The 20381-nt window shown below is 70.1% G+C and carries 18 protein-coding genes; 10 read left to right on the forward strand and 8 right to left on the reverse strand.

Translation table 11 applies throughout. From position 1 onward, the window contains the following. Positions 1–15: 15 nt before the first annotated feature. From ccmB to AC4BAR_RS13910, 8 genes are all read right to left on the reverse strand, one after another. A complete protein-coding gene (ccmB, locus tag AC4BAR_RS13875) occupies positions 16–663 on the reverse strand; it encodes a heme exporter protein CcmB (protein WP_490628657.1) in 648 nt (215 codons plus the stop codon). Between the two features lie 68 nt (positions 664–731). Further along, positions 732–1349 carry a cytochrome c biogenesis heme-transporting ATPase CcmA gene (gene ccmA / locus AC4BAR_RS13880; RefSeq protein ID WP_490628475.1) on the reverse strand — a complete coding sequence of 206 codons (618 nt, stop codon included), beginning with the start codon at positions 1347–1349 and terminating at the stop codon, positions 732–734. Positions 1350–1367: 18 nt separating this feature from the next. After that, entirely contained in the window at positions 1368–1853 is a 486-nt protein-coding gene (locus tag AC4BAR_RS13885) for a TspO/MBR family protein (protein ID WP_490628476.1), read from the reverse strand. Positions 1854–1862: 9 nt separating this feature from the next. Beyond that, positions 1863–3071 carry a geranylgeranyl diphosphate reductase gene (locus AC4BAR_RS13890; RefSeq protein WP_490628477.1) on the reverse strand — a complete coding sequence of 403 codons (1209 nt, stop codon included), beginning with the start codon at positions 3069–3071 and terminating at the stop codon, positions 1863–1865. After that, positions 3068–4429, reverse strand: coding sequence for a BCD family MFS transporter (locus AC4BAR_RS13895; RefSeq protein WP_490628478.1), 1362 nt, complete (start codon positions 4427–4429; stop codon positions 3068–3070). The genes AC4BAR_RS13890 and AC4BAR_RS13895 overlap by 4 nt, the downstream gene beginning before the upstream one ends. After that, complete coding sequence (gene chlG, locus AC4BAR_RS13900) at positions 4426–5328, reverse strand: chlorophyll synthase ChlG (RefSeq protein ID WP_490628479.1); 903 nt, start codon at positions 5326–5328, stop codon at positions 4426–4428. The genes AC4BAR_RS13895 and chlG overlap by 4 nt, the downstream gene beginning before the upstream one ends. Before the next feature lie 94 nt (positions 5329–5422). Then, a complete protein-coding gene (gene ppsR, locus AC4BAR_RS13905) occupies positions 5423–6838 on the reverse strand; it encodes a transcriptional regulator PpsR (protein ID WP_490628480.1) in 1416 nt (471 codons plus the stop codon). A gap of 72 nt (positions 6839–6910) precedes the next feature. Then, positions 6911–7819, reverse strand: coding sequence for a cobalamin B12-binding domain-containing protein (locus AC4BAR_RS13910; RefSeq protein WP_490628481.1), 909 nt, complete (start codon positions 7817–7819; stop codon positions 6911–6913). 275 nt (positions 7820–8094) lie between these two features. Here AC4BAR_RS13910 and bchF point away from each other — a divergent pair, with 275 nt between their 5' ends. The 10 genes from bchF to puhC are packed head-to-tail and all read left to right on the forward strand — an operon-like array spanning position 8095 to position 20372. Continuing rightward, complete coding sequence (bchF, locus tag AC4BAR_RS13915; protein ID WP_490628482.1) at positions 8095–8643, forward strand: 2-vinyl bacteriochlorophyllide hydratase; 549 nt, start codon at positions 8095–8097, stop codon at positions 8641–8643. Continuing rightward, complete coding sequence (locus AC4BAR_RS13920) at positions 8640–9929, forward strand: ferredoxin:protochlorophyllide reductase (ATP-dependent) subunit N (protein WP_490628483.1); 1290 nt, start codon at positions 8640–8642, stop codon at positions 9927–9929. Before bchF ends, AC4BAR_RS13920 begins: the two co-directional genes overlap by 4 nt. Positions 9930–9938: 9 nt before the next feature. Beyond that, positions 9939–11552 carry a ferredoxin:protochlorophyllide reductase (ATP-dependent) subunit B gene (gene bchB, locus AC4BAR_RS13925; RefSeq protein WP_490628484.1) on the forward strand — a complete coding sequence of 538 codons (1614 nt, stop codon included), beginning with the start codon at positions 9939–9941 and terminating at the stop codon, positions 11550–11552. After that, positions 11524–15360: a magnesium chelatase subunit H gene (locus AC4BAR_RS13930; RefSeq protein ID WP_490628485.1), complete on the forward strand. Its 3837-nt coding sequence runs from the start codon at positions 11524–11526 to the stop codon at positions 15358–15360. The genes bchB and AC4BAR_RS13930 overlap by 29 nt, the downstream gene beginning before the upstream one ends. Beyond that, a complete protein-coding gene (gene bchL, locus AC4BAR_RS13935) occupies positions 15357–16271 on the forward strand; it encodes a ferredoxin:protochlorophyllide reductase (ATP-dependent) iron-sulfur ATP-binding protein (RefSeq protein ID WP_490628486.1) in 915 nt (304 codons plus the stop codon). The genes AC4BAR_RS13930 and bchL overlap by 4 nt, the downstream gene beginning before the upstream one ends. Positions 16272–16292: 21 nt before the next feature. Then, positions 16293–16994, forward strand: coding sequence for a magnesium protoporphyrin IX methyltransferase (gene bchM, locus AC4BAR_RS13940; protein ID WP_490628487.1), 702 nt, complete (start codon positions 16293–16295; stop codon positions 16992–16994). Then, entirely contained in the window at positions 16991–18424 is a 1434-nt protein-coding gene (locus AC4BAR_RS13945; RefSeq protein ID WP_490628488.1) for a BCD family MFS transporter, read from the forward strand. The genes bchM and AC4BAR_RS13945 overlap by 4 nt, the downstream gene beginning before the upstream one ends. A 24-nt stretch (positions 18425–18448) precedes the next feature. Next, positions 18449–19219 carry a photosynthetic reaction center subunit H gene (gene puhA, locus AC4BAR_RS13950; RefSeq protein WP_490628489.1) on the forward strand — a complete coding sequence of 257 codons (771 nt, stop codon included), beginning with the start codon at positions 18449–18451 and terminating at the stop codon, positions 19217–19219. Beyond that, positions 19216–19890 (forward strand): photosynthetic complex putative assembly protein PuhB, encoded by a 675-nt coding sequence (gene puhB / locus AC4BAR_RS13955; protein ID WP_490628490.1) that lies wholly within the window; start codon positions 19216–19218, stop codon positions 19888–19890. Before puhA ends, puhB begins: the two co-directional genes overlap by 4 nt. Positions 19891–19898: 8 nt before the next feature. Beyond that, positions 19899–20372: a photosynthetic complex assembly protein PuhC gene (gene puhC / locus AC4BAR_RS13960; protein ID WP_490628491.1), complete on the forward strand. Its 474-nt coding sequence runs from the start codon at positions 19899–19901 to the stop codon at positions 20370–20372. Positions 20373–20381 lie beyond the last annotated feature (9 nt).

The raw sequence follows: 20381 nt of genomic DNA on the forward strand, positions 1-20381 counted from the left end.
GACGACCTCGGCGGCTCAGTCCAGTGCGATGCGCAGCGCCGCGGCGGTGACCAGCGGGGCCAGAAACAGCGCCACCAGCCCCATCGCCGCCAGCAGCGAAAAATGCGCCGCCACGCCCAGGCCGCTGCGCGCCGCCTCGACCGCACCGGCGCCGAACACCAGCACCGGCACCACCAGCGGCAGCACCAGCAGCGACAACAGCACGCTGCCGCCGCGCACCCCCACGGTGAGCGCGGCGCCCATGGCACCCACCAGGCTCAGCAGCGGCGTGCCCAGCAGCAGCGAGGCCACCAGCACCGCGCTGGCCTCGGCCGGCAGATCGAACTGCAGCGCCAGCAGCGGCGCCACCAGCACCAGCAGCAGGCCGGAACCCAGCCAGTGCGCCAGCACCTTGCCCAGCACCAGCAGCGGCAAGGGCGTGGCCGACAACAGCAGCTGCTCCAGCGTGCCGTCGTGGAAATCGTCGGTGAACAAACGGCCCAGCGACAGCATGGAGGCCAGCAGCGCCGCCACCCACAACACGCCGGGCGCCAGGCTGCGCAGCAGCGCCGGCTCGGGGCCCACGCCCAGCGGGAACAGGCTGGCCACCACCACAAAAAAGAACAGCGCGGCCAGGGTGTCCCACCGGCGCCGCCAGGCGATGCGCAGGTCACGCAGGCAGATTTCCTTCACGCCGGTCCACAGGCTCCCGCCGGCCAGCGGGGCCGGGGCCGCGGCGGCCACAGCGGTGCTCACAGCGCCACCGCCACTTCGTGGGCGCCGCCGTCCAGCGGCGTGTCCTGGTGGCTGGTCAACACCACCACCCCACCGCGCCGCAGCTGGCCGCTGATGCAGGCCGCCAGCCAGGTGCTGGCCGTGGCATCGAGGGCGTTGAAGGGCTCGTCCAGCACCCACAGCGCGGCCGGGGCCGGCAGGGCCAACCGGGCCAGCGCGGCACGGCGCCGCTGGCCTTGCGACAGCAGCCGCACCGGCAGGCGCTCGCGGCCCCGCAGGCCGCTGTCGGCCAGCGCCCGCCAGGCCTGGGCGTCGCTGCAGGGTTGGCCGGCCAGGCGGGCCGCGCTGTGCAGGTTTTCCAGCGCCGACAACTCGTCTTTCAGCGCCGCCGCATGGCCGATGTAGACCAGCTGGCGGCCCAAGGCCTCGCGCAAGCCCGGCACCGGCTCACCGCCCCACAGCACCTGGCCCTGGGCCGGCAGGGCCAGGCCACAGACCATGCGCAGCAAACTGGTTTTGCCCGCGCCGTTGCCGCCGCGGATGCGCAGCAGCTCACCCGACCGGGCGCAGGCCGAGACGCCGCTGAACAGCGGCCGGCCGCCCCGCACACAGCCCAGGCCACGCAGCTCAAGCATGGGCGCCCCCGCCGCGCGTCATGGCGCGCCTCCGAAGGGCCCGTTGAGCTGCACCGTGGCCGCGTTCAAGGCGGCGGCCACGCTGACCCACAGCAAATAGGGCAGCAGCAGCCAAGTCGCCCGCCGGGCGTAGCGCGACAGCACCACCATCAGCAGCAGGATGGACAGCCACAGAAAACCCACCTCCCACAGCGCCCAGTCGGGCCGGCGCAGCCGGAAGTACAACAGGCTCCACAGCACGTTGAGAAAGCCGTTCAATGCAAACAAGGCCAGCAGCCACTCGCGGTCGGCCTGGCGGGGGGCCCGCCGCCAGGCACTCACGCCGGCCGCGGCGGCCAGCGCAAAAATCAGCGTCCAGACCGGGCCGAACAGCCAGTCCGGCGGCTTCCAGGCCGGTTGCCGCAGCGCGAAATACCAGGGGCCAATGTCGGTCATCAGGCCGCCCAGCAAGGCCACGCCCAGCGCCGCAGCGGCGGCCACCACCACTGGCTTGGCGCTGCTCATGACCGGCCTTCACACATGGGCCAGGCCCAGCAGATGGGCCAGGTCCTTGAAAAAGATGCGCACATGGGCCAGCGGCTTTTTGCGCACCAGCTTCTTGTGCATGTAGGATTCGAAGGTCAGCTGCTGCACGTCCTTGTCGCGGCAGATGCTGACAAAGCGCTCGCGCCGTTTCTCGCTCGAGTACCAGAACCACTGCATGATGCCCAGCACCCGGAACACCGTGCCGTGCAATTTCATGAAACGCGCACGGGCCTGGCGCAGTGCCTGCGGATTGCCACTCACCAGTGCGGCCTCCACCGCATCGGCGGCCAGCCGACCCCCACACATCGCGTAGTAAATGCCCTCGCCCGAGGCCGGCGCCACCACACCGGCGGCGTCGCCGGCCAGCACCACGTCGCGGCCGTTGTCCCAGCGCTTGAGCGGCCGCATGGGCAGCGGTGCGCCCTCGCGGCGCAGCACCTCGCCGCCTTCCAGGCCGGCCTGGCGGCGCAGCTGGCCCACCGCACCGCGCAGCGAAAAGCCCTTGTCGGCGCTGCCGGTGCCCACGCTCAGCGTGTCGCCGTGCGGGAACACCCAGCCGTAGAAATCGGGCGACAGCTTGCCCTGGTAATACACGTCGCAGCGCGCACCGTCGTAGCCCGCCGGGGGGTGTTGCGGCCGGCGGATGATCTCGTGGTACGCAAAGCAGTAGTCGTTGCGCTCGGCGCCCGGCACCCGGGCCTGCCGGCCCACACCGGACTTGGCGCCGTCGGCCCCCACCACCATGCGGGCCCGCACCTGGGCCGCCACCGCCTCGCCCGAGCCGGCGCGGTCACGGGCCTGGTAGTGCAGCACACACACGCCGTCGGCGTCGCGGCTCAGGCGCTCGAAGCTGCCGATGCGGCGCACCGCCCCGGCCTCGGCCGCCCGCACCCGCAGCCACTCGTCAAACTGGTCACGGTCGACCATGCCGACAAAACCGCCTTCGATCGGCATGTCCACACAGGTGTCGGACGGCGCCACCATGCGCGCGGCCCGGGCCTTGGCCACCAGCAGTTGGTCGGGAATCTCGAACTCCTCGATCAGCTTGGGCGGGATCGCGCCGCCGCAGGGCTTGATGCGGCCGGCCCGGTCGAGCAGCAGCACGCGGCGGCCGCGGCGCGCCAGGTCATGGGCGGCGGTGGCGCCGGCGGGCCCGCCACCGACCACCACCACGTCAAAGGTTTCGGTGCTGTTCATGGCGAAGACCTCGGCTGCAGCGCAGCAACAGGGACAGAAGGGGAAACCACCGGCTCGGCGCGGGCACTGGCCACCTGGCCCAGGCGCATGGCCAGCAGGGCGGCCACCGCGAACAGCGCCGCCTCGAACACAAACACCGCAGAGTAGGCCGCCGAGGGCGACCCCAGGGCCCAGCGGGCCAGGTCGCTGGCGCCGGTACCGATCAGGCCGCCCAGGCCAAAGGCCACCGCCTGCGCCGCCCCCCACAGGCCCATGCGTACCCCTTCGCGGGAGGCCCGGCCTTCGCCGGCCAGCCGCATCATCGAGCCGATGGCGGCGATGGAAAACGCGCCGTTGGACAGCCCCAGCACAAACACCGTGGTTTTGAACGGCCACTGCGGCCCGATCAGGCCGGCCGTGGCCAGGCCCAGCAGGGCCAATGCCGAGGCCAGGCAGCCGTACACCGCCCAGTGACGCAGCGAGCCCCAGCGGCGGCCGGCGAACAGGCTGCCGGCGGCGGCCATCAGCAGCATGCCGGCCAGCACGCCGCCATGCTGCAGGCCCGACAACCGGGTGGACTCACCCGGCGTGTAGCCAAACACCTCGCCGGCAAAGGGCTCGAGGATCAGGTCCTGCGAGCTGTAGGCCAGCATGGAGATGAACACAAAAACGGTGAACTGCCGGGCCAGCGGTTCGGCCCAGACCTGGCGCAGCGCGTCGCGGAAGGCCGGGCGCGGGCCGGGGTCGGGCAGCACCTCAGCGGCCGGTGCAGGGTGGCCCTCCACCCCGTGCAAGGCCAGCAGCGTCACCACCATCGCCAGGGCCGACACACCGGCCGCCACCGCCACCAGGCGGGTGGGCGAAAACGGGTCGAGCAGGTGGCCGGCGACACCGGCGGTGAGGGCGAAGCCGGCAATCATCATCACCCACACCGTGGTGGCAGCGGCGGCGCGGCGCGCGTCGGCCACCCGCTTGGCCAGCAGCACCAGCAGCGAGGTACCGCTGGCGCTGACGCCCACACCGATCAGCACAAAACCCAACAGCGCCAGCGCCATGCCGGCCACCGGCTGGCGGCCCATCATGGCCGTGGCCAGCGCGGCCACCAGGCCACCGGTGGACAGCACCGCCATGCCGCCGACGATCCACGGCGTGCGGCGGGCCCCCAGGTCGGAACCAAACCCCATCCGCGGCCGCAGCACCTGCACCAGGTAATGCACCGCCACCAGCACCCCGGGCAGCAGCGCCGGCAGCGCCCATTCGACCACCATGACGCGGTTCAGCGTGGAGGTGGCGAGCACCACCACCGCGCCCAGGCAGGCCTGCACCAGCCCCAGCCGGACAATGCCACCCCAGCCGATGGTGGGCACCGGCGCGGTCATGGTGCGCTACCCCCCACCGCCCGCAGCGCGAAGGCGCTGACCATCATGCCGATGACGAACAGCGGCACACCGAAGCCGCTGTAAAACAGCGCGCGGGCCACCGGGGCCTGCAGAAAATACCGCATCAGCAGGCCCTGGCCAGCCAGCAGCGCCACCACCGCCATCGCATGCCAGGGCGCGCCCCAGGCGAACAGCAGGGCGATCACCACCGCCTGCGGCACGGCCATGACCCAGCAGGCCACGCGGGCGGCGTTCTGCACGCCCAGGCGCACCGGCAGCGAGCCGATGCCCATCTGGCGGTCGCCCTCGATGGCCTTGAAATCGTTCAGCGTCATGATGCCGTGGGCGCTGAGGCTGTAGAGCAGCGCCAGCGCCAGCGAGCGGCTGCCCGGCAGGGTGCTGCCGGCCATCACCGCCGCGCCGGTGACCCAGGCCAGGCCCTCGTAAGACAGGCCGCAGGCCGCATTGCCCCACCAGCCGTTGCGCTTGAGCCGCAGCGGCGGTGCGCTGTAGGCCCAGGCCAGCAACAGGCCCAGCGCGCCGGCCAGAAACCCCCACAGGCCCAGCGTGCTGGCCACCACCAGCGACAACAGCGTCCAGGCCACGGCCAGGTAAAGGCCCCAGTGGCCGGGGATGCGACCCGAGGGAATGGGGCGGTGCGGCTCGTTGATGGCGTCGACATGGCGGTCGAACCAGTCGTTGACGGCCTGGCTGGTGGCGCAGACCAGCGGCCCGGCGAGCAGCACGCCGGTGGCAATCACCAGGGGCCGCGCACCCAGTCCCTCACCCGAGGCCACGACGCCGCAGGCAAAGGCCCACATCGGCGGAAACCAGGTGATGGGTTTGAACAGTTCGGTGACGGCCGAGAGCGCGGGAAGAGCCATGCAAGCATCTTGCATTTGACGCTTTTGACTGTCAACTAAGATTTACACTTAATCCGGTGGCGGCCCACCGGAAAGCCGCCGCTGCCGCCGCACCGGGCGGCAGCAGGCCTCACTTCTCGCCGTCGGGCGACAGGTCGCCGAGGCCGAAGCGGCGCAGCTTCACGTACAGGCTTTGGCGCGACAGGCCCAGCATCTCCGAGGCCGAGGCCCGGTTGTCCTGGGTCAGCTCCAGCGCAGCCTGGATGCACAGCTGCTCGATCATGTCGGTGGTCTCGCCGACGATGTCTTTCAGGGGCACCCGGCCCACCAGTTCGGTGAGCTGGGCCGCCGAGCGCGGCAGCTCGCGCCGGACCCGCGCGTCCGATCCCATCCGGGGCCCGACGTCGCGGATGGTGAAGCCCAGGCAGGGGTGCTCGCCGGTGGTGACGGCGATGCCGGAAATCTCCACGTCGATCACCGTGCCGTTGACGCCGCGCACCGAGGTGGAAAACAGCCGCACCGCACCGCGTTGCTTCAGGTTGGCCACCAGCACGCTGAGGTCCACACCGGAGCGGCCCAGCCAGCGGTCGAGCGACTCGCCCAGCACCTGGTCCAGCCGCGACAGCTGGCACATGGCCAGAAAGGCCGGGTTGGCGGTGAGGATCTGGCCCTCCATGTCGGTGACGATGAAGGCGTCGGGTGCCTGCGCCAGCACCCGCATGGTCATCGCGGTGGTGCCGTCGGCGGCGGCCGGCTGGTCGGCCGTGGGGGCTCGCAAGTGCACCAGGATCAGCGCGCCGCTGTCCTGCCGGTAGACCGAGGCCGACATCACCAGCTTGTCGGGGCGACCGCCCAGGCTGACCGGCAACTCGTCGGCCCGGCCGTCGGCGATGACGGTGCCCAGCAGGCTGGCCACATCGCTGCGACTGGCCGTGCTGAACTGCTCGACCAGCGACTGACCCATCAATTTCTTCGGTGGCAAACCCAGCAGGCGCAGGGCCGCGGGGTTGGCTTCCACCACCTTGTGGCTGCTGCCGTCGACCACCAGCACGCCGTCCGAGGCCATGTCGAACAGCAGGCGGTAGCGGGCTTCCATGTGGCGCAGCCGCAGGTAGTCGTGTTCCATGGACTGCTGGGCGTCGACCAGGCGCTGCTGCAGCGAGGCCATGCCGCGCAGGTCGCGCCCCAGCGCCACCACGGAACCGTCGGGGCCGAGTTGGACGGCGGAGTACATCAGGGGAATGTCGGCGCCTTCCTTGCAGGCGTAATTGACATGCCGCCAGCGACGGGCTTCGGGGTTGTCGGCGTCCTTCAGCAAGGCCGTGACCTTGGACCGGCTCTCGATGGTGACGGTGTCGGCCCAGCGACGACCCACCCACTGGGCAATGCCGTCAATGGGCAGTTCCGCGCCGCCGAAGGACACGTCCTGGATCACGCCGTCGCTGTCCACCACCAGGGCGACGTCGGCCGCGGCGGCAATCAGGCGAGCTGCTGTCTCAGCGTCAAGCCCGCCAAGCGACTGCTTCGGGGCTTCAAATAGCTTCACAACCACCCACTCCTTTTACGTCAGGGCCGTCTTGCCGGTGTCAGGTGTGGCTTGGGCAGACACATCAACAGGTCAACAGGGACTGGCCGGCCGGCCGACCAGACTTTCCGCCCGGAAAACAGCTTCCGAGGCGTCGCTGGCCAAGAGATCGGCGCCCACCCCCTTGACCAGTTCAGGTCGCAGGGCCAACAACGGCCCGCCCACCATGATGGTCACGGCCGGGTTGCGCGACACTTCTCTCAGCGCAAGGATAACCGACGCCAGCTCGGGCAATTGGGTTTCGGTGCTGACCGAGAAGCCGATCACGTCAAACCAGCTCTTGTTGGCGGCCTGCAGCAGCTCCTGCCGGCTGACCTTGGGGTCGCCCCACACGTCCCAGCCGGCGCGGCGGAAAAACTCCGACACCATGAACACCCCCAGCGAATGCTGCGAGCCGGGCACCGGCACCAGCATCGCGCGCTTGGGCGGCACGCCCCGCGCCGCACCCCGCTGGAAGATGGGGCTCAGGTCGTACATGACTTGCTGCAAGCGCCACAGGCCCACCGTGACCTGGGTGAAATCACACAGGTCGGCCTCCCACAGCTCACCGAGGCGGCGCGCCACCGGCGCCAGCAACTCGGTGTAGATGTGGTCCAGCGCAACCCCGCTGGCCCGAACCCCGGCCACATAGACCGCACTGGCCTCGGCCCCCTGCTCCAGCACCACGCGGGCCAGCTCCGCCACGTCGTGTGGGGTGGGCATGGCGCAGGGTGCGCCCTGGGGGCTGAGGTGTTCGTCCACCGGTTTGTGCGCCAGCATCAGCCGAGGAATGATCTCGGTCTCGATGGTGCGCATCAACCACTGCATGCGGTCGGCCGCTTCCTCGCGGTACGGCCTGCCATCGTCGTGCCCGTTGGTGTGACGGGAGGAGGACTCTTTCGAGCCCCAGCCGTCACGGGAGGTGGGTGTGTGGCGAACGCCGCCGCCTGCTACTCCGTCCATTGCGCGTTTCCTCCAGAGTGGTGTCGGTTTGCGCGTCAAGGCACGGGGCCGAAGCCCTGGCAGGTACGTGGGACCAAACTGTTTTGTTCGACCGCGTTTGACTGTCTCCGGGATTCGCTGCCCACGGCCGGGCAGCGAACGTTGCTGCTTTTTAACCCCCAGCCACGGTAGTGTCAAAGGCTTCATCGAAGGATGGCGAAAACCCCTAGATATGTCAATAAATATTTACGTCAACTTAGATTGACAGTTTCCATGCGCGTCCCTAGAGTGCATCCATGGACAAGGAATTCGCTCCCGAGATGCCGCTGCCAGCGCCCCGGCAGGCCGCCGCCCGGCCGCCGCTGTACACCCCGGAAGAGCGGGTCCGGCGCGATTCCAGCGGCTGGACGCTGGTGCAAGGCATCCTGGCGCCGGTGCAGTTCCTGGCCTTTCTGATCAGCCTGGTGCTGGTGCTGAAATTCCTGGCCACCGGCCAGGGCGAGGCCGCCGCCACCGCGTCGATTGTCGTCAAGACCGGCCTGCTCTACGCCATCATGGTGACGGGCTGCATCTGGGAGAAGGTGGTCTTTGGCAAATACCTGTTTGCTGCCGCCTTTTTCTGGGAAGACGTTTTCAGCATGCTGGTGCTGGCGCTGCACACCGCCTACCTGCTGGCCTGGTGGACCCACAGCCTGGACGTCACCCAGCAGATGCAGCTGGCCTTGTGCGCCTACGCCGCCTACGCCATCAACGCCACCCAGTTTTTGCTGAAGCTGCGCGCCGCCCGGTTGCAGCAGGCCGGCAGCGCCGCCCCCCACCACCCCCGCCCGGAGGTGGCCGCATGAGCCCCGTGATTCCGCTGCGTGTCGAGCCCGCCGCCGGCTGCGACGAACTGCCGGTGCTGCGCCAGCGCGGCCAGCGCGAGGTGTTCTGCGGCCTGACCGGCATCATCTGGCTGCACCGCAAAATCCAGGACGCGTTTTTCCTGGTGGTGGGCTCGCGCACCTGCGCCCACCTGGTGCAATCGGCCGCCGGGGTGATGATTTTTGCCGAGCCGCGTTTTGCCACCGCCATCATCGACGAGCGCGACCTGGCAGGCCTGTCCGACGCCAACGACGAACTCGACCGCGTGGTCACCCGGCTGCTGGAACGCCGGCCCGAAATCAAGCTGCTGTTTCTGGTGGGCTCCTGCCCGTCCGAGGTCATCAAGCTCGACCTGTCGCGCGCCGCCGGCCGCCTCTCCACCCGCTTCGCGCCGCAGGTGCGCATCCTGAACTACTCGGGCAGCGGCATCGAAACCACCTTCACCCAGGGCGAAGACGCCTGCCTCGCCTCCATGCTGCCCGAGCTGCCCGCCGAGGCCCCCGACGCCGCGCCCAGCCTGCTGGTGGTGGGCGCGCTGGCCGACGTGGTGGAAGACCAGTTTGGGCGGCTGTTCGACCAGCTCGGCCTGGGCCCGGTGCGCTTCTTCCCGCCCCGCCACGCCAGCGACCTGGCGCCGGTCGGCCCGAACACCCGTTTTCTGCTGGCCCAGCCTTTTCTGGCCGACACCGCCCGGGGCCTGGAGGCACGCGGTGCGCAGCGCCTGGCTGCGCCCTTCCCGCTGGGCGTGGAAGGCACAACCGCCTGGCTGAAAGCCGCCGCCGACGCCTGGCGGGTGCCCGCCGAGCGCTTTGCCGCGGTGGTGGCGCCCGCACAGAGCCGGGCCCAGCAAGCGCTGGCCCGCCACAAGCTGTTGCTCAGCGGCAAGCGGGTGTTCTTTTTCCCCGACTCGCAGCTGGAGATCCCGCTGGCCCGTTTTCTGGCCCGCGAACTGGGCATGGGCCTGACCGAGGTCGGCACCCCCTACCTGCACCGCCAGCACCTGGCCGAAGAGCTGGCGCTGCTGCCCCCGGGCACGGCTCTGTCGGAAGGCCAGGACGTCGACAAACAGCTTGACCGCTGCCGCGCACTGCGGCCCGACATCGTGGTCTGTGGCCTGGGCCTGGCCAACCCGCTGGAGTCCGAAGGCATGACCACCAAGTGGGCCATCGAACTGGTCTTCACCCCCATCCAGGGCTACGACCAGGCGGCCGACCTGGCCGAGTTGTTCACCCGGCCGCTGCAGCGGCAAACCCGGCTGGTGGCCTGAGGCAACCCCATGCAACTGACCCTGTGGACCTACGAAGGACCGCCCCATGTGGGCGCGATGCGGGTGGCCACGGCCATGAAGGACGTGCACTACGTGCTGCACGCGCCGCAGGGCGACACCTACGCCGACCTGCTGTTCACCATGATCGAGCGGCTGCCCACCCGGCCGCCGGTGACCTACACCACCTTCCAGGCCCGCGACCTCGGCGGCGACACCGCCCAGCTGTTCAAGACCGCCGCCCTCGACGCCTACAACCGCTTCCAGCCCAAAGCCATGCTGGTGGGCGCGTCCTGCACCGCCGAGCTGATCCAGGACGACCCCGGTGGCCTGGCCCTCGCGCTGGGCCTGCCGGTGCCGGTGGTGGCGCTGGAGCTGCCGTCCTACCAGCGCAAGGAAAACTGGGGCGCTTCGGAAACCTTTTACCAACTGGTGCGCACCCTGGCCAGCCCGCACCGGCCCGCCCCCGGCACGGTGCGCGCAGCGCGGCCCGCTGGCCAGCGGCCGCGCTGCAACATCCTGGGCCCCACCGCGCTGGGTTTTCGCCACCGCGACGACGTGCGCGAAATCTCGCAGCTGCTCGAGCAGATCGGCGTCACGGTGGCCGTGGTGGCACCGCTGGGGGCCACGCCGGACGACCTGGCCCGGCTGGGCGAGGCCGACTTCAACGTCAACCTCTACCCCGAAACCGCCTCGCAAACCGTGCAATGGCTGCAGCGCAACTTCGGCCAGCCCAGCACCCAGACCATCCCCATCGGCGCCCACGCCACCCGCGCCTTCATCAGCGAGGTGGCCGGTCTGGCCGGCCTGGACGCCGACACCGCGCTGCAGGGTGCGGCCGCCCGCGCCACCTGGTACGCCCGCTCGGTGGACTCGACCTACCTGACCGGCAAACGCGTGTTCGTGTTCGGCGACGCCACCCACGCGGTGGCCGCGGCCCGGGTGGCCGCCACCGAGCTGGGCTTCACCGTGGTCGGCCTGGGCACCTACCAGCGCGAGTTTGCCCGCGAACTGCGCGAGGCCGCCAAGCTTTATGGCATCGAGGCACTGATCACCGACGACTACCTGGAGGTCGAGGCCAAGGTGGCCGAGCTGCAGCCCGAGCTGGTGCTGGGCACGCAGATGGAACGCCACATCGCCAAGCGGCTGGCCATTCCCTGTGCGGTGATTTCGGCGCCAGTGCATGTGCAGGACTTCCCGGCCCGCTACTCGCCGCAAATGGGCTTCGAGGGCGCCAACGTCTTGTTCGACACCTGGGTCCACCCGCTGATGATGGGCCTGGAAGAACACCTGGTGACCATGTTCCGCGGTGACTTCGAGTTCCACGAAGGTGCCGCCCCCTCCCACCTGGGCCGCTCGGGCGGTGTGACCGCCCCCGCGCCAGCCCCCACACCCGCCGCTGCCGCGCCCATGGCGCCCGCCGCGTCGGCCCCCATCACGGTGGCCGCGGCCACTGCGGTGGACACCACCACCTGGGCTCTAGACGCCCAGAAAGAGCTGAACAAGATCCCCTTCTTCGTGCGCGGCAAGGCCCGCCGCAACACCGAGCGTTTCGCCAGCGAACGTGGCCTGACCACCATCACCGTGGACACCTTGTATGACGCCAAAGCCCATTTCGGCCGTTGAAGCCGGACTGTCGGGCCTGGCCGTCCGGGTCGGCCTGGTCGCCAGCACGCCCCCCCGGGCCAGTGCAGCCGCCCCGCGCGCGCCCATCCATGTGGTCATCGTCACCATGGACACCCACCTGGCCAGCGCCACCGCGCGCGCCCGGCCGGTGCTGGCGCGCGAGTTCCCTGGCATCACCATCGCGCTGCACGCGGCGTCGGAGTACACCGGAAACGAGGCCGCCATCGCCCGCGCCAACGCCGACATCGCCCGCGCCGACATCGTGGTGGTGGGCATGCTGTTCATGGAAGACCATTTCCTGCCGGTGATCGACGCACTGAAGGCCCGACGCGCGCAGTGCGACGCGATGATCTGCCTGGCCTCGGCCGCCGAGGTGGTCAAGCTGACCCGGCTGGGCGCCTTCGACATGGACAAGCCGGCCAGCGGGCCCATGGCCTTGCTGAAAAAGCTGCGCGGCAACCAGGACAAAAAGGCCACTGGCGGCGCAGCGCAAATGAAGATGCTGCGCCGGCTGCCGCAGCTGCTGCGTTTCATCCCCGGCACGGCGCAGGACGTGCGGGCCTACTTTGTCACGCTGCAGTACTGGTTCGGCGGCTCCGACGAGAACATGCTCAACCTGCTGCGCCATGTGGTCGACCGCGGCGCGGCCGGCGAGCGCCGCGTGCTGCGCGGCCGCGTCAAGGTGCTGCCGCCGGTGGACTACCCCGATGTGGGCGTCTACCACCCGCGCATGGCGGGCCGCCTGTCGGACCAGGCCACCGCGCTGCCGGCCGCCACCCCGGCCACCCGGGGCACGGTGGGGGTGCTGGTGCTGCGCTCCTATCTGCTGTCGGCCAACGCCGGCCATTACGACGGCGTGATCGCGGCGCTGGAGGCGCGTGGCCTGCGGGTCATTCCGGCCTTCGCCGCCGGCCTGGACGCGCGGCCGGCGATCGAGAAGTTCTTCATCGACGGTGAGCAGGTGCTGGTGGACGCGGTGGTGTCGCTCACCGGCTTCTCGCTGGTTGGCGGCCCGGCCTACAACGACGCCCAGGCGGCCGAAGACATCCTGGCCCGGCTGGACGTGCCCTACGTCGCGGCCCACCCGGTGGAGTTCCAGACCCTGGACGCCTGGGGTGGCAGCGACCGGGGCCTGATGCCGGTGGAAAGCACCATCATGGTGGCCATCCCCGAGCTCGACGGCGCCACCAGCCCCATGGTTTTCGGTGGCCGGCCGGGCGCGCCCGGCGTCACCTGCACCGGCTGCCACCACGCCTGCACCTTCACCGCCAACGACCGCGCCCAGGACATGCACAGCTGCCCCGAGCGGGCCCAGATGCTGGCCGCCCGCGTGACCAAGCTGGTGGCGCTGAAACGCAGTGACCGGGCCGCCCGCAAGGTGGCCATCGTGATCTTCAACTTCCCGCCCAACGCCGGCAACATCGGCAGCGCCGCCCACCTGTCGGTGTTTGAGTCGATGTTCCACACGCTGGTGGCGATGAAGGCCCAGGGCTACAGCGTGGACCTGCCCGACAGCATCGACACGCTGCGCAGCGCGGTGCTGCAGGGCAATGCCGCCCAGCATGGCGCCGACGCCAATGTGCACACCGTCATCGCCACCGACGACCATGTGCGGCGCGAACGCTGGCTGCAGGAGATCGAGTCGCAATGGGGCGCGGCGCCCGGGCGCCAGCTCAGCAACGGCCAGGGCATCTGGGTGCTGGGCCGGCAGTTCGGCAACGTGCTGGTGAGCGTGCAGCCCGGCCTGGGCTACGAAGGCGACCCGATGCGTTTGCTGTTCGAAAAAGGCCTGGCCCCCACCCATGCCTTCTCGGCCTTTTACCGCTACCTGCGCGAAGACTTCCAGGCCGACGCGGTGCTGCATTTCGGCACCCACGGCGCGCTGGAGTTCATGCCCGGCAAACAAAGCGGCCTGTCCGGCGCCTGCTGGCCCGACCGGCTGATCAACGACCTGCCCAACATCTACCTCTACGCCTCCAACAACCCGTCCGAGGGCGCGATCGCCAAGCGCCGCTCCGGCGCCACGCTGATCAGCTACCTGACGCCGCCCATCGCCCAGGCCGGCCTGTACAAGGGCCTGCACGAACTCAAGGCCTCCATCGAGCGCTGGCGTGGCCTGGCCCCTCAGTCCGACGAACGGCCCGCGCTGGCGGTGCTGCTGCAGGCCCAGGCCGCCGGGCTGGACCTGGCGGTGGCCGAGCCGCTGTGGACGCTGGCGCAGGCCGAGGTTCGGGTGCCGGCACTGGCCAATGAAGTGCTGGCACTGGAGTACACGCTGATCCCGCACGGCCTGCATGTGACTGGCCGAGCCGCCAACGCCGCCGAGCGCACCGACATGCTGCTGGCCATGGCCGAGGCCGCCCATGGCCAACCGCTGCCGCGCCCGGCCATTGAGGCGCTGGTGGCCGGCCACAGCGCCGACCAGGCGCTCAAGCTCAGCGGCCTGCCGCGCGACGCCGCCCACCAGACGCTGCTGGCCGAACTGGCCGACACCAACACCAAGCTGGCCCAGGACACCGAGGTCGCGGCACTGCTGCAGGCGCTCGACGGTCGCTACATCCGGCCCGCCCCGGGCGGCGACATCCTGCGCACGCCGGCGGTGCTGCCCACCGGCCGCAACATCCACGGCTTCGACCCCTTCCGCATCCCCAGCGCCTTTGCGGTGCGCGACGGCGCCCAGCAGGCCCAGCGCCTGCTCGACCGCTACGCCCAGGACGGCCACCCGCTGCCGGAGTCGGTGGCCATCGTGCTGTGGGGCAGCGACAACCTGAAGAACGAGGGCTCGCCCATCGCCCAGGCGCTGGCGCTGATGGGCGCGCTGCCGCGCTTTGACAGCTACGGCCGCATCGCCGGCGCCCAGCTGATCCCGCTGGCCGAGCTGGGCCGGGCCCGGGTCGATGTGGTCATCACGCTGTCGGGCATCTTCCGCGACCTGATGCCGTTGCAGATCAAGCTGCTGGCCGAGGCCGCCTACCTGGCCGCCGCGGCCGACGAGCCGCTGGCGCTGAACTGGGTGCGCAAACACGCACTGGCCTACCAGCAGGAACATGGCTGCACGCTGGAGGTGGCGGCGCTGCGGGTGTATGGCAACGCCGAAGGGGCTTACGGCGCCAACGTCAACAACCTGGTCGAGAGCAGCACCTGGGGCGACGAGGGCGACATCGCCGAAACCTACAGCCGCCGCAAGGGCTTTGCCTACGGCCGCAGCGGCCGCGCCGCGCCGCAGGCGGCACTGCTGCAAAGCGTGCTGGCCGACGTGCAGCTGACCTACCAGAACCTCGACTCGGTGGAGCTGGGCGTGACCACGGTGGACAACTACTTCGACACGCTGGGCGGCATCACCCAGGCCGTCAAGGTGGCCAAGGGCGGGCAGACGCCGCCTGTCTACATCGGCGACCAGACCCAGGGCGACGGCGCGGTGCGCTCGCTGAAAGAACAGGTGGCGCTGGAAACCCGCACCCGCATGCTCAACCCCAAGTGGTACGAGGGCATGCTGGAACATGGCTACGAGGGTGTGCGCCAGATCGAGGTCCACATGACCAACACGCTGGGCTGGTCGGCCACCACCGGCCAGGTTCAGCCCTGGGTCTACAAGCAGCTCACCGAGACCTTCATGCTGGACCCGGTGATGCGTGAGCGCCTGGCCAAACTCAACCCCACCGCCTCGGTCCGCATGGCCAACCGCCTGATCGAGGCCTCGGACCGCAACTTCTGGCAACCCGATGACAAGACGCTGGACGCCTTGCGGCGCGCCGGTGAAGAGCTGGAAGACCGCCTTGAAGGCGTCTACGAAGGAGCACCCGCATGAGCACCGCCACCATTGCCCCCGCCGAGATCCGGCGCGGCCCCCGCCCACCGCCCGACGGCGAGGGCAGCCTGCAGGTGCAACTCGACCCCAACCTGAAGATAGGCAACGCCAAGGTGTTCGCCATCTACGGCAAGGGCGGCATCGGCAAAAGCACCACCTCGAGCAACCTGTCGGCCGCCTTCTCGCACCTGGGCAAGCGGGTGCTGCAAATCGGCTGCGACCCCAAACACGACTCCACCTTCACCCTGACCAAGAAGATGCTGCCCACGGTGATCGATGTGCTGGAAACGGTGGACTTCCACGCCGAAGAGCTGCGCATCGAGGACTTTGTATTTCCCGGCTACAACGGCGTGATGTGTGTCGAGGCCGGCGGCCCGCCGGCCGGCACCGGCTGCGGCGGCTATGTGGTGGGCCAGACCGTCAAGCTGCTGAAGGAACACCACCTGCTGGAAGACACCGACGTGGTGATCTTCGACGTGCTGGGCGACGTGGTCTGCGGTGGCTTTGCCGCGCCGCTGCAGCATGCCGACCGCGCGCTGATCGTCACCGCCAACGACTTCGATTCCATCTTCGCGATGAACCGCATCGTGCAGGCCATCGGTGCCAAGGCCAAGAACTACAACGTGCGGCTGGGCGGTGTCATCGCCAACCGCAGCGCCGCCACCGACCAGATCGACAAGTACAACGACAAGATCGGCCTGAAGCTGGCCGCCCATTTCCCCGACCTGGACGTGATCCGCCGCAGCCGGCTGAAGAAGTCAACGCTGTTCGAAATGGAAACCTCGCCCGAACTCGAGGCGGTGAAAAAGGAATACATGCGGCTGGCCGCCGCGCTGTGGCTGGGCACAGACCCGCTGAGCGCCGTGCCCATGAAAGACCGCGACATCTTCGACCTGCTCGGCTTCGACTGACCCACCCCACACGGAACCCCCATGGCCCACGCCACCTACCAGCAACGCCGCAGCCAGCTCGAGGAGTACTTTGACCGCACCGCGGTCGAGGCCTGGGCCCGGCTCACCTCCACCGCGCCGGTCAGCGGCATCCGCGCCACCGTGCGCGCCGGCCGCGACCAGATGCGCAGCACCCTGCTCGACTGGCTGCCCGCCGACCTGCACGGCCAGCGGCTGCTGGACGCCGGCTGTGGCACCGGCGCGCTGGCGGTGGAAGCCGCCCGCCGTGGCGCCGAGGTGGTTGCCATCGACCTGTCGCCCACGCTGGTGCAGCTGGCCCGCGACCGTGTGCCCACCGACCTGGGCCAGGGCCGCATCGACTTCCGCTCCGGCGACATGCTGGACCCGGCGCTGGGCCACTTCGACCATGTGGTGGGCATGGACTCGATGATCCATTACGTGCAGGGCGACATGGTGGCGGTGCTGGCCACGCTGGCCGAACGCACCCGCGCCTCGCTGCTGTTCACCTTTGCGCCGCGGACGCCGCTGCTGGCCACGATGATTGCCGTGGGCCGGCTGTTCCCGCGCGGCAACCGCGCGCCCTTCATCGAGCCGGTGGGCGAAAAAACCCTGGCCAGGCTGATCCACGCCCACCCCGGCCTGGACGGCTGGCGCACCGCCCGCAGCCTGCGGGTGTCGAGCAGCTTCTACAAATCCCAGGCGCTGGAGCTGGTGCGCACATGAAACCCTTGGGCGGCGGCATCGCCAACGCGTGGACCCGGGTCAGCACCCGGTTTCTGCCGTTCGCCGACGCCGCCACCACCGAGCTGCCGCTGGGTCGGCTGATGCGCTTGTCGCTGTTCCAGGTGACCGTGGGCATGGCCACCGCGCTGCTGATCGGCACGCTGAACCGGGTGATGATTGTTGAGATGGGCGTCAGCGCCTGGCTGGTCTCGCTGATGGTGGCGCTGCCACTGGTGTTTGCGCCCTTCCGTGCGCTGGTGGGCTTCCGCTCTGACACCCACCGCTCGGTGCTGGGCTGGCGCCGCGTGCCCTACATCTGGTTTGGCACGCTGCTGCAGTTCGGCGGGCTGGCCATCATGCCGTTTGCGCTGATTCTGCTGTCGGGCGACACACGCGGCCCGGCCTGGCTGGGCCACGCCAGCGCGGCGCTGGCCTTTTTGCTGGTGGGCGCCGGCCTGCAAACCACCCAGACCGCCGGCCTGGCCCTGGCTACCGACCTCGCGCCCGCCGAGGCCCGGCCCCGGGTGGTGGCGCTGATGTACGTGATGCTGCTGGCCGGCACGCTGGTCAGCGGCCTGGCCTTTGGTGTGGCGCTGAGCGAGTTCAGCCAGCTACGGCTGATCCAGGTGGTGCAGGGCGCGGCCGTGTTGACCATGGCGCTGAACATCGCGGCGCTGTGGAAACAGGAGGCCCGCAACCCGGCCGCCACCGCCGCCGACCAAGCGCAACCGGCCTTCCGCGACACCTGGGCGGCCTTTGCCCGCCAGGCCGGCGCGCTGCGTTTTCTGGTGGCGCTGGGCCTGGGCACGGCCGCCTTCAGCATGCAGGACGTGATTCTGGAGCCCTATGGCGGCGAGATCCTGCACCTGGCGGTGGGCGACACCACCACCCTCACCGCGGTGATGGCCGCCGGCGCGCTGACGGCCTTTGCGCTGGCCGCCCGCTGGCTGGGCCGCGGCACCGACCCGCACCGCCTGTCGGCGCTGGGCACGCTGGTCGGGCTGGTGGCGTTTTCCTGCGTGATCTTTGCCGAACCGCTGGGCTCGGCCGGGCTGTTCCGGCTGGGCGCGCTGCTGATCGGTTTCGGTGGTGGCCTGTTTTCGGTGGGCACGCTCACCGCGGCCATGGGGCTGGAAGCCAGCGGCCTGACCGGCCTGGCGCTGGGCGCCTGGGGCGCGGTGTACGCCAGCGCCTACGGCGTGGCGCTGGCCCTGGGCGGCGCGCTGCGCGACCTGGTGTCCAACCTGGCGATGCACGGCGCGCTGGGCCCGGCGCTGCAAAACCCCGCCATGGGCTACAGCTTTGTGTACCACATTGAACTGGGCCTGCTGTTTGCCACGCTGGTGGCGCTGGGTCCTCTGGTGCGACAGCAAGCACCCCCACGCCCCGCTGTGTCTACCAAGTTTGGCTTGGCCGATTTTCCCGGCTAGCCTTTTTTCCAAGGAGAAACCACCATGTCCACAGGCGCGATCACTGGGTACATCGACGTGGCGCAGATTGCGCTCTACGTGTTCTGGGGCTTTTTCGCCTCGCTGATCTACTACCTGCTGCGCGAGAACAAGCGCGAAGGCTACCCGCTGGAGTCCGACCGTTCGGCCCACATCACGGTGCAGGGCTGGCCGGCCATGCCGTCGCCCAAAACCTTCAAGCTGCAGCACGGCGGCAGCGTCACCGTGCCCAACCTGGCCAAGTCGCCGCAGACGCTGTACGCCCGGCCCACCGGCGATTGGCCCGGCGCCCCGCTGGAACCCACCGGCCACGCCATGCTGGACGGTGTGGGCCCCGGCGCCTATGCCGACCGTTCTGACACCCCCGACCTGACCTTCGAGGGCCTGCCCCGCATCGTGCCGCTGCGCACCGACAGCAGCTTCGAGGTGGCCCGCCAGGACACCGACCCGCGCGGCCTGCCGGTGGTGGGTGCCGACGGTGTGCAAGGTGGCACGGTGCGCGACGTCTGGGTCGACCGCTCCGAGATGCTGTTCCGCTACCTGGAGGTGGAGGTGCCCGGCGACAGCGGCTCGCACGCGGTGCTGCTGCCCATCAACTTCAGCAAGATCGGCGGCCACCGCGTGGTGGTGCGTTCCATCCTGGGCGCGCAGTTCAAGCAGGTGCCCACCACCCGCCTGCCCGACCAGGTGACGCTGCTGGAAGAAGACAAGATCGTTGGCTACTACGGTGCCGGCACGCTGTACGCCACGGCCGACCGCTCGGAGCCGCTGCTGTGAAAGAAACCAACCACGAGTTCGAGCACGAGTTCGAGGCCGCCCACGGGCTGCCCGAGCCGCTGCCGGCCAGTGAAACCATTCTGTGGCAGGGCGCGCCCGACACCTGGGCCATGGCCCGCGACGTGTTCCACACCCGCTCGGTGGCGATTTACTTTGCCGTCATCCTGGCGCTGCGTGCGGCCAGCAGCTGGGCGGACCACGGCAACGCGGCCGACGCGCTGATGGCCGCGGTGTATTTGCTGCCGATTGCCGCGCTGGGCCTGGGCCTGCTGGCGGTGCTGGCCTGGCTGAGCGCCCGCAGCACCGTGTACACCCTGACCAGCGAGCGGGTGGTGATGCGCATCGGCATTGTGCTGACGCTCACCTTCAACCTGCCGTTCAAGGCCATCGCCTCGGCCGACCTGAAGGCCCGGCCCGACGGCACCGGCGACCTGCCGCTGACCCTGGTGCCCGGCGAGAAGATCGCCTTCGCCCACCTGTGGCCCCATGCCCGCCCCTGGCGGCTGGCCACGCCCGAGCCCATGCTGCGTAACGTGCCCGACGCCGCCCGGGTGGCCCAGCTGCTGGCCCAGGCCTGGAGCCGCTCGCGCGGCCTGGCGCTGAACGCCCGCAGCGCACCGGCCGTGGCCGACACCGGCCACGCCAGCCCCCACCACCTCAGCCCCACCTGAAGCCCGCCATGCCCACCGCCCCCCAAGTGCCCTCCCCCGATGCCGTGCCCCGGGGCCTGTTGTGGGCCGCCGCGGCCCTGGTGCTGCTCACGTTGGCCGGCACCGCCGCCGTGCGCTGGTCGGGGGTGAACATCCGCACGCCCGACGCGCCGGCCCAGGTGGTGCGTGCGCTGCGTTTTGAAGACAGGCCCGACGGTGCGGTGGCGGTGATCGACGCCACCACCGGCCGCACCGTGCAAATGGTGGAAGGCCAGGCCGGCTTTGTGCGCGGCACGCTGCGCGGGCTGGCCCGCGAGCGCAAGCGCAGCGGCTTCGGCCCCGAGCAGCCCTTTGAGCTGATTGGCCGCGCCGACGGCCGGCTCACGCTGTCCGACCCCGTCACCGGCCGGCTGGTGGACCTGGAGTCCTTCGGGCCGACCAACGCCGCCGTGTTTGCCAGCCTGCTGCCGGCACCGAACGCCGCCCCAGCCTCGACCCATTGATTCCCCAGG

The organism is Rhodoferax sp. SPJ4 (assembly GCF_058216275.1).